The following is an 8,096-nucleotide window of genomic DNA, read 5'->3' as shown; positions in this document are numbered from 1 at the left end:
GTGTGGGGCCCATTATTTTGTGGTGGGCCCCCCGCGCCGGGGGCGGGGGGGGGGGGGGGGGGGGGGGGCCCCCCCCCCCCCCCCCCCCGCTCCGCGACAACCGGAGAAGCCGCTCCGTACGGGGGTACCGGAGGGGCTGTTCCGTACGGGTGTACACGACGTCCACCCTCGTCCGGGTGATCCTTCCACCGGGGCGCAGTAAGTGGCCCGCCGCATGACTACACTTCTCAACACATACACGCGTCAGGGCCCACAGTGTCGTGCGTCTACCACGCGGCTAGCCCCTCCACCGCCTGCGGCCGTCGGGACGGCCGTCCGCACTGGACTTGTGAGGACTCACGTGAGCTCGAAACCTGTCGTACTCATCGCTGAAGAGCTGTCGCCCGCAACGGTCGACGCCCTGGGTCCGGATTTCGAGATCCGGCACTGCAACGGCGCGGACCGCGCCGAGCTGCTCCCCGCGATCGCCGACGTCGACGCCATCCTGGTGCGCTCCGCCACCAAGGTCGACGCCGAGGCCATCGCCGCCGCCAAGAAGCTCCGGGTCGTGGCCCGCGCGGGCGTCGGTCTGGACAACGTCGACGTCTCCTCGGCCACCAAGGCCGGCGTGATGGTCGTCAACGCCCCGACCTCCAACATCGTCACCGCCGCCGAGCTGGCCTGCGGTCTGCTGGTGGCCACCGCGCGCAACATCCCGCAGGCCAACACCGCGCTCAAGAACGGCGAGTGGAAGCGCTCCAAGTACACCGGGGTCGAGCTCAGCGAGAAGGTCCTCGGCGTCGTCGGCCTCGGCCGCATCGGCGTCCTGGTCGCCCAGCGCATGTCGGCCTTCGGCATGAAGATCGTCGCCTACGACCCCTACGTCCAGCCGGCCCGCGCCGCGCAGATGGGCGTCAAGCTCCTCAGCCTGGACGAGCTGCTCGAGGTCGCCGACTTCATCACGGTGCACCTGCCCAAGACCCCGGAGACCCTCGGTCTCATCGGCGACGAGGCGCTGCACAAGGTGAAGCCCTCGGTGCGCATCGTCAACGCCGCGCGCGGCGGGATCGTCGACGAGGAGGCGCTGTACTCCGCGCTCAAGGAGGGCCGCGTCGCCGGCGCCGGCCTCGATGTGTACGCGAAGGAGCCCTGCACGGACTCCCCGCTCTTCCAGTTCGACCAGGTCGTCTGCACCCCGCACCTCGGCGCCTCCACCGACGAGGCGCAGGAGAAGGCGGGCATCGCGGTCGCCAAGTCCGTCCGTCTCGCGCTCGCCGGTGAGCTGGTCCCGGACGCGGTCAACGTCCAGGGCGGCGTCATCGCCGAGGACGTACGCCCCGGTCTGCCGCTCGCCGAGAAGCTCGGCCGGATCTTCACCGCGCTCGCGGGCGAGGTCGCGGCCCGGCTCGACGTCGAGGTGTACGGCGAGATCACCCAGCACGACGTCAAGGTGCTGGAGCTCTCCGCGCTCAAGGGCGTCTTCGAGGACGTCGTCGACGAGACCGTCAGCTACGTCAACGCCCCTCTGTTCGCGCAGGAGCGCGGTGTCGAGGTCCGCCTCACCACCAGCTCCGAGTCGCCCGACCACCGCAATGTGGTCACCGTGCGCGGCACGCTCTCCGACGGTCAGGAGGTCGCGGTCTCCGGCACGCTGGCCGGCCCGAAGAACCTTCAGAAGATCGTCGCCATCGGCGAGCACGACGTCGATCTGGCGCTCGCCGACCACATGGTCGTCCTGCGCTACCAGGACCGTCCCGGCGTGGTCGGCGCGGTCGGCAAGATCCTCGGCGAGGCCGGGCTGAACATCGCGGGCATGCAGGTGTCCCGGGCCGCGGAGGGCGGCGAGGCGCTCGTCGTCCTCACCGTCGACGAGACGGTCCCGCAGCCGGTGCTGACCGAGATCGCCGAGGAGATCGGCGCGTCCTCGGCCCGTTCGGTGAACCTCACCGACTGACACACCCGTACGACCCCGGCTGCCGGGCGCCCCTCAACCGGGGGCGCCCGGCAGCCGTTTTTCCTCTGTGGGTCAACCCGCCCGGCTGGGCCCGGGGTTGGGTCCTGGGGCCCACGACGCGAGCGGGTGCCCGACCCTAGGGTGACCGGTTGTCATGTCACTCATGGGCGCCGGGGGTCGGATCACGTATGTCTGCTGTCGGTGGCATACCCGTAGCGGGAGGCCCGGCCCCGGCCGTCGCCCCGCGGCGTGACCTCCCGGGCCCGCTCACCGTGGTCCGTGTGGCTCTCCTCGTGCTGTTCGGCGCCACGGTGCTGGGCGCGATCGGCCTGTCCGGATCGGCCCTCGCCGCGGACGCGATGGGCGCCGAGGTGCTCGGCATCCTGTTGTACGCCTCCGCGCCCGGGGTGCTCGCGGCGCTGCTGGCCCGGCATGTCAGGACCGGTTCCACGCGGGTGCGGTGGGGCGTCGTCGCCGTCCAGGTGTGGCTGATCCTCGGCGGTCTCGGCAACCTCGGGGACGGATCGCCGGACGGGCTGACCCAGCTGGTCCTGCCGGTCCTGATCATCGTCCTGATCAACCGCCGGGGGAGCCGGGAGTGGTTCCGGCTGCCGCCCGGCGAGCGCGGGCAGCCGCCGAAGTTCTCGCTCCCGCACATGATCACCTGGAAGCGGGACCGGGGGCAGACCGCGCTGGAGTATCTGGGCCTGGTCCTGATCGTCGTCGCGCTGATCGCCGCCCTGACCGTGGGCGGCCTCGGCGGCCGGATCACCGAGGGCCTCCAGTCGGCGATCTGCTCGCTGACCGGCAGCTCCTGCCCGGTCTCGCCCGGCAGCGGCTCCGTCGAGGCGGGCGACCGCACGGACGGCGGCACGGACGGAGGTTCGGACGGAGGTTCGGACGGAGGAGCCGACAGCGGCTCGACGACCACCGGCGGCACCACAGGCGGCACAGGCAGCACGGGAGACACCGGCGGGTCCGGCGGGTCCGGCGGCACAGAAGGCAGCGGCGGTACGGCCGGCTCCACCGGAGGCGAGAGCTCCGGCGGCCCCGGCTCCACCACGACCGCCGGCGGCACCGGCGGACCCGACGACGCGGGCCGCCCCGGCACCGGCGAGGACACCTTCCCCGAGGACAGCGAGGAGCCCGAGGCCGCCTACGACGTACCGGCGTCCGACGACGGCGAGGGCGAGGGCGGCGGGGAGCAGGCCGAGGAGAAGGAGGACTGCGGCGGCTGGGGCTTCTTCGGCTGCGCCTGGGACCGTACGACGCAGGTCGTCAAGGGGCTCGTGGTCGACGGGCTCTGGGGCGACATCTCCGGGATCATCGACCTGTTCAAGCCGGAGACCTGGGCGGGGCTCGCCGACTACGGCCGTCAGCTCGGCGACCAGTGGGTCAAGGACTCCTCGGGCGCGGGCGACAAGTGGGCGGACGGCGACTACCTGGGCGCGGTGTGGGACTGGGGCAAGGCCTCCGTCAACACCGTGATCACGGTCGGCGACGACGTCTTCGTCGGGGACGAGGTCCGCGAGCGCTGGAACAACGGCGAGAAGACCCGCGCGGTCACCGATGTGATCTGGAACGTCGGCTCGATCTTCATCCCCGGCTACAACGTCGGGAAGGTCGTCGGCAAGGTCGGTAAGCTCGGTGTGCTGGGCAAGGTCGCCGGAGCCGTGGGCCGCGCCGCCGACGACGCGGGCGCGGCGGCCCGCCGGGCCCGTAAGGCCGCGGAGGCCGGCGACCTCGACGGCGTACGGAAGGCGGCGAAGGATGCCGACGACGCGGCCGACACCGCCGAGGACGCGGCGCGCCGCACCGGCTGTGCGATCGCGGGCGGGCCGCCGCTCGTGCGGTACGGCGGGGGCGGGACCGGCGGCACCGGCGGTGTGCCGGGCTCGGGCACCGGCGTGCTGGCGGGCGGCCCCGCGGCCCGGACCGTCCTCGCCGACGGCGGGTGCGACGAGGCCGCCAAGGCCGCCGCGGCCCGGGCGCGGGCCGCCGAGCGGGCCGCGCACCTGGAGCAGAAGCGGCTGGAGGAGCCCGAGCGGGCCCGCAAGGCCGAGGTGGACAAGAAGAAGTACCCGGAGGCGCAGCGCAACGACACCTCCGACCCGCGCAACTACAACCCGCCGTCCTGGGCCGACGACCTGAAGAACCGCACGCTCGGGGACGCCGACGCGGGCGACGGCTACTGGGCGAGCCGGGACCGCAACCCCGCGCCCAACTGGAAGAACGAGTCCTGGCTGCGCTACCAGGAGCAGGTCACCGGCACCAACCGGGGCCAGGAGTACGTCGTTCCGCACCCCCGGGAGGGCAAGCCGGCGGTGGAGTACGACGGCTGGGACTCCTCGCGGCAGACGTTCCTGGAGGCCAAGAACGGCTACGGCAGCTATCTCTCCAAGACCGACAGCGGCACGCTCACGAAGTCCGGCAAGGACAAGTTCGTCACCGAGGCCCGCGCCCAGGTGGAGGCGTCCGGGGGCCGGACCGTGGAGTGGCACTTCTCCGACCCGGACGTGGCCAAGGCGGCGCGCAAGGCGTTCCGCGACGAAGGGCTGCCGGTCAAGGTGGTCCACAGCCCGACGAAGCCCGGCGACAGCACGAGGAAACCGGGAGCCTTCGACGAGTAGCCGAGTAGCCTGCAACGCGTGGTGACCCCGGCCGTCGTCCGGCCGGGGGAGCCGCGTGCAGCGGGCAGGCCGACGCGGAGGAGAGACGAGCATGCGACGTGTAGTGCGGGGCTTCTGGGGTCCCCGGCCGGAGTCGGCCGAGGCGCTGGCCGACCGGTGGCGGCGGACCCTCGACGGGTTCGCCGAGCTGGTCCCGCAGGCGGCCGACGTCTGGAGCCAGGTCCACGGCAACGGCCCCGCGACCGCCTTCGCCGCCGACGGGGACACCCTGCTCACCGCGCTCCGCACCGCCCAGAGCGCTGCCGACTGGTCGGACCTCACCGGCACCGGGCTGCGGCTCGTCGGCACCGGGGCGCGCGGCTGGGAGGCAGAGGTCAGCGGACTGGCCGGGGGAGCACCGGAGTTCCTGCTCCAGTCGCTCGCGATCATCCTGCACGCCCCGGACGAGGCCGTGGTCCCCGAGGAGGCGCTCCTCACCCTCGTCGCCCGGGTGTGGGAACCGGACTTCGGCGATGTGAGCGACGACGATGTGCTGGACGCGCTGGAGGACGACGCCGACTACTCCGTCGGCGACCCGGTCGTCGGCCGGACCGGCTATCTCTCCCCGGCCCGCGCCGCCCTCGTCCCCGGCGACCTGGAGACCGTCCGTGAACCCCTGCCCGGCGGCGGGGAGTTGCTGAGCATCGCGGCCCCGGGCGACAGTGCGACGGTGGTCCGGGTGTACGAGCGGCTGCGCGGGGCGGGGGCGTTGGCCCCGCTGCCCCGTCCGATGGACCGGGCCGTCCTGTGACCTGCCGGGCGGGCGAGGCCTTCGACGCGGAGCGGGCGGTCGCCGAGGTGACCGGGCTCCTGGCCGCTCCCGTACCGGCCGACGGCCCCACCGCCGCCGAGGGCGACCCGGCCACCGGGGAGTGGACGGTCACCGTCGGGGCGGGCTTCCGGATCGTGCCGCTCTGGGAGGGCGACCCGCTCACCGGCGTGTACGCCCCCGAGTGGAACGACGCCGAGGAGGCCGCCGAGGCTCACCTTGCCGTGCTGGCACGGGTGTTGGGCGACCGCTGGGGTCCGCACCGCACGGTGCGGCCGCATGTGCCGCTGATGCGGTGGCAGGGCGGTGCGCCCGTGGAGCCGCTGTTCGAGGCGCTGTTCGCCGAGGACCTGTACGGAGACCTGGTGGTCTGGGGCCCGGTCGCCGCCGGCGGCCGATGGATCGGCCTGACTCTCGGCCACAGCGACGGGGACGCGCCGCTGGTGCTGGCCGCCCTGGTCAGCGAGCGTCCGATTACCGAACCGGAGGACGGCGACGGCCCGTTGTGAGGCGCCCGCCCGACCCCGCTCCGGTCCGGCCGGAGTCGGCCTGAGCCGCTGATAAGGTCCATCGACATCAGCCGTCCCGCGCTGGAGAGGGTTCATGAAGTGAAGCTGCTCCCCCTGTTCCTCCGACGGCCGATCGAAGCGGTGTACGAGCGCCGGCTCGCCAGCACCCTGGTGGGCCTGCCGCGCCCCCAGCATGTCGGGATCATGGTCGACGGCAACCGTCGCTGGGCCCGGAAGGCCGGCCACACGGACGTCCGGGAGGGCTACCGGGCGGGCGGCGCCAAGGTGACCACGTTCCTGGGCTGGTGCACGGCCGCCGGGATCGAGCACGTGACCCTCTTCATGCTCTCCGACGACAACCTCGGCCGCCCCGCCGAAGAGCTCGGCCCGCTGATCGAGGTCATCGAGGAGACCGTCCGGGACATCACCGCCGAGGGCCGGGACTGGGAGGTCCGGGCGATCGGCTCGCTCGACATGCTGCCCGGCACCAGCGCCCGGGTGCTCAAGGAGGCCACCTCCGCCACGACCGGGCGCGGCGGGCTCAAGGTGGACGTGGCGGTCGGCTACGGCGGCCGGCGCGAGATCGTCGACGCGGTGAAGGCCGCCTTCGAGGAGCACATGGCCGCCGGGGGCGACCCGGCCGAACTGGTCGCCCGGTTCGGGATCGACGACATCTCCCGGCACCTCTACTCACCGGTGGCCGACCACACCGACTTCATCATCCGCACCTCCGGGGAGCAGCGGCTGTCCGGCTTCCTGCTCTGGCAGTCCGCGTACGCCGAGATGCACTGGGTGGACTGCTACTGGCCGGCCTTCCGGCACGTGGACTTCCTGCGCGCGCTGCGCTCGTACGCCAACCGGGAACGCCGCTTCGGCAAGTGAGCGGCCCGCGGAGTGCCCCTACAGCCGCGCCCGCTTCACCGCCATGTGCAGCAGCAGCCGGTCCTCGCCGTCGTTCAGATCGAGGCCGGTGATCTGCTGGATCCGGGAGAGCCGGTAGTACAGCGTCTGGCGGTGGATGCCCAGCGCGGCGGCCGTCCGGCTCGCCTGGCCCGCGCAGTCCAGGAACACCTCGGCGGTGTGGGCCAGCTCCCGGTGCAGCGGGGTCAGCAGCGAGGCGACCGCCGGGTCGCCGGGGTCGTTGCCGGTGCCCGGGAGGGCGGTCAGCAGGCGGTACGGGCCGATCGCCGACCAGCGGGCGACCGGGCCGAACCGGGTCTCGGCCCGGGCCGCGCGGGCCGCCGCCGTGGCCTCGCGCCAGGACACCGTCAGCTCGTCCAGGCCCCGGCGCGGCGCGGCGATCCCCCCGGTGGCGGCCGGTCCCGCGGTGGAGCGCAGCCGGTCCGCGGCGCTCAGGGCCGGGTCCAGGCGGTCCGCCGAGCGCAGCCGGACGAGCGCGGCCAGGGACATTGGCCCTGCGGCCCCCGGCGCGGCGACCGTCGCCAGCGCGGCCGCCGAGGCCACTCCCCGTACCGAAGGCGTGTCGTCCGCCCACGGGGTCACGCACACCACGGTGTGCAGCCCCTCCGCGTCCCGTCCCAGGGCCTCGCCCAGTGCGGCGACGGCGGTGTCGTGCTGCCGGCCGGGGCCCGCCGCGAGCACCGCGCCGAACTCCCGCGAGAGGTCCGCGCCCGCCCGCGCCTCGTCGGAGAGCAGCGCCCCGATCCGGGCGGCGACCTCCATCGCGGCGGCCAGCCGCTCGTCGGTCGGGCCCGGGTCCGCGTCGAGCAGCCAGACGTAACCGAGGACGACACCCCGATGGCGTACGGGAAGGCAGATGCGGTCCCGGAAGACTCCGGCCTCCGGCGCGGCGGGGATCCGGACCGGGGCGGTCGCCCGGGTGATGCCGAAGCCCTCGAACCAGGCGCGGACGGCGGGCGTGGAGCGCCGGGTCAGGATCGAGCGGGTGCGGACCGGGTCCATCGCGGTGTCGTCGTCGCTGTCGTGCGCTCCGAAGGCGACCAGGCCGAAGTCGCGGTTCTCCAGGGTGGCCGGGGCGTCGAGAAGGGCCGAGATCTCGTCGACCAGTTCCTGGTAATCGCCTGTCACTCCGCCATTCTGCACCCCTTCGCCGTCTTCTTCAGACAGATGTCTGAGATGGCGGCCACGGATGCGTGACAGGTGTCGATGGCACAGGATCGGAGCGGTCCCTAGATTTCACGGTGGTTATCCGTGCCGTACCGGTCCGTTCACATCCGTACCGCTACGGCCCCTCG

General features: G+C 73.3%; 6 protein-coding genes. 5 read left to right on the top strand and 1 reads right to left on the bottom strand.

From position 1 onward, the window contains the following. The first annotated feature begins 340 nt into the window (after positions 1-340). From serA to ACIQPT_RS17300, 5 genes are all read left to right on the top strand, one after another. The gene (gene serA, locus ACIQPT_RS17320) at positions 341-1,933 is read left to right on the top strand and encodes a phosphoglycerate dehydrogenase (RefSeq protein ID WP_401156706.1); all 1,593 of its coding nucleotides are present in this window, start codon (positions 341-343) and stop codon (positions 1,931-1,933) included. 188 nt (positions 1,934-2,121) lie between these two features. Further along, complete coding sequence (locus ACIQPT_RS17315; protein WP_401156704.1) at positions 2,122-4,563, top strand: Tox-REase-5 domain-containing protein; 2,442 nt, start codon at positions 2,122-2,124, stop codon at positions 4,561-4,563. 91 nt (positions 4,564-4,654) lie between these two features. After that, positions 4,655-5,353: a hypothetical protein gene (locus ACIQPT_RS17310; protein ID WP_401156703.1), complete on the top strand. Its 699-nt coding sequence runs from the start codon at positions 4,655-4,657 to the stop codon at positions 5,351-5,353. After that, on the top strand, positions 5,350-5,880 hold the full coding sequence (locus ACIQPT_RS17305; protein ID WP_401156701.1) for a hypothetical protein: 531 nt from the start codon (positions 5,350-5,352) through the stop codon (positions 5,878-5,880). The genes ACIQPT_RS17310 and ACIQPT_RS17305 overlap by 4 nt, the downstream gene beginning before the upstream one ends. Positions 5,881-5,979: 99 nt before the next feature. Then, positions 5,980-6,762, top strand: a complete 783-nt coding sequence (locus tag ACIQPT_RS17300) for an isoprenyl transferase (RefSeq protein ID WP_401156699.1) — start codon at positions 5,980-5,982, stop codon at positions 6,760-6,762. An 18-nt stretch (positions 6,763-6,780) separates the two neighbouring features. Here ACIQPT_RS17300 and ACIQPT_RS17295 read toward each other — a convergent pair whose 3' ends face one another. Beyond that, complete coding sequence (locus ACIQPT_RS17295) at positions 6,781-7,929, bottom strand: PucR family transcriptional regulator (RefSeq protein WP_401156697.1); 1,149 nt, start codon at positions 7,927-7,929, stop codon at positions 6,781-6,783. Positions 7,930-8,096: the final 167 nt, after the last annotated feature.

Source organism: Streptomyces sp. NPDC091289, assembly GCF_044757365.1.
Classification (GTDB): domain Bacteria; phylum Actinomycetota; class Actinomycetes; order Streptomycetales; family Streptomycetaceae; genus Streptomyces.
Note: the sequence above shows the minus strand (reverse complement) of the source record. Positions and strands in the feature narration are given on the sequence as shown.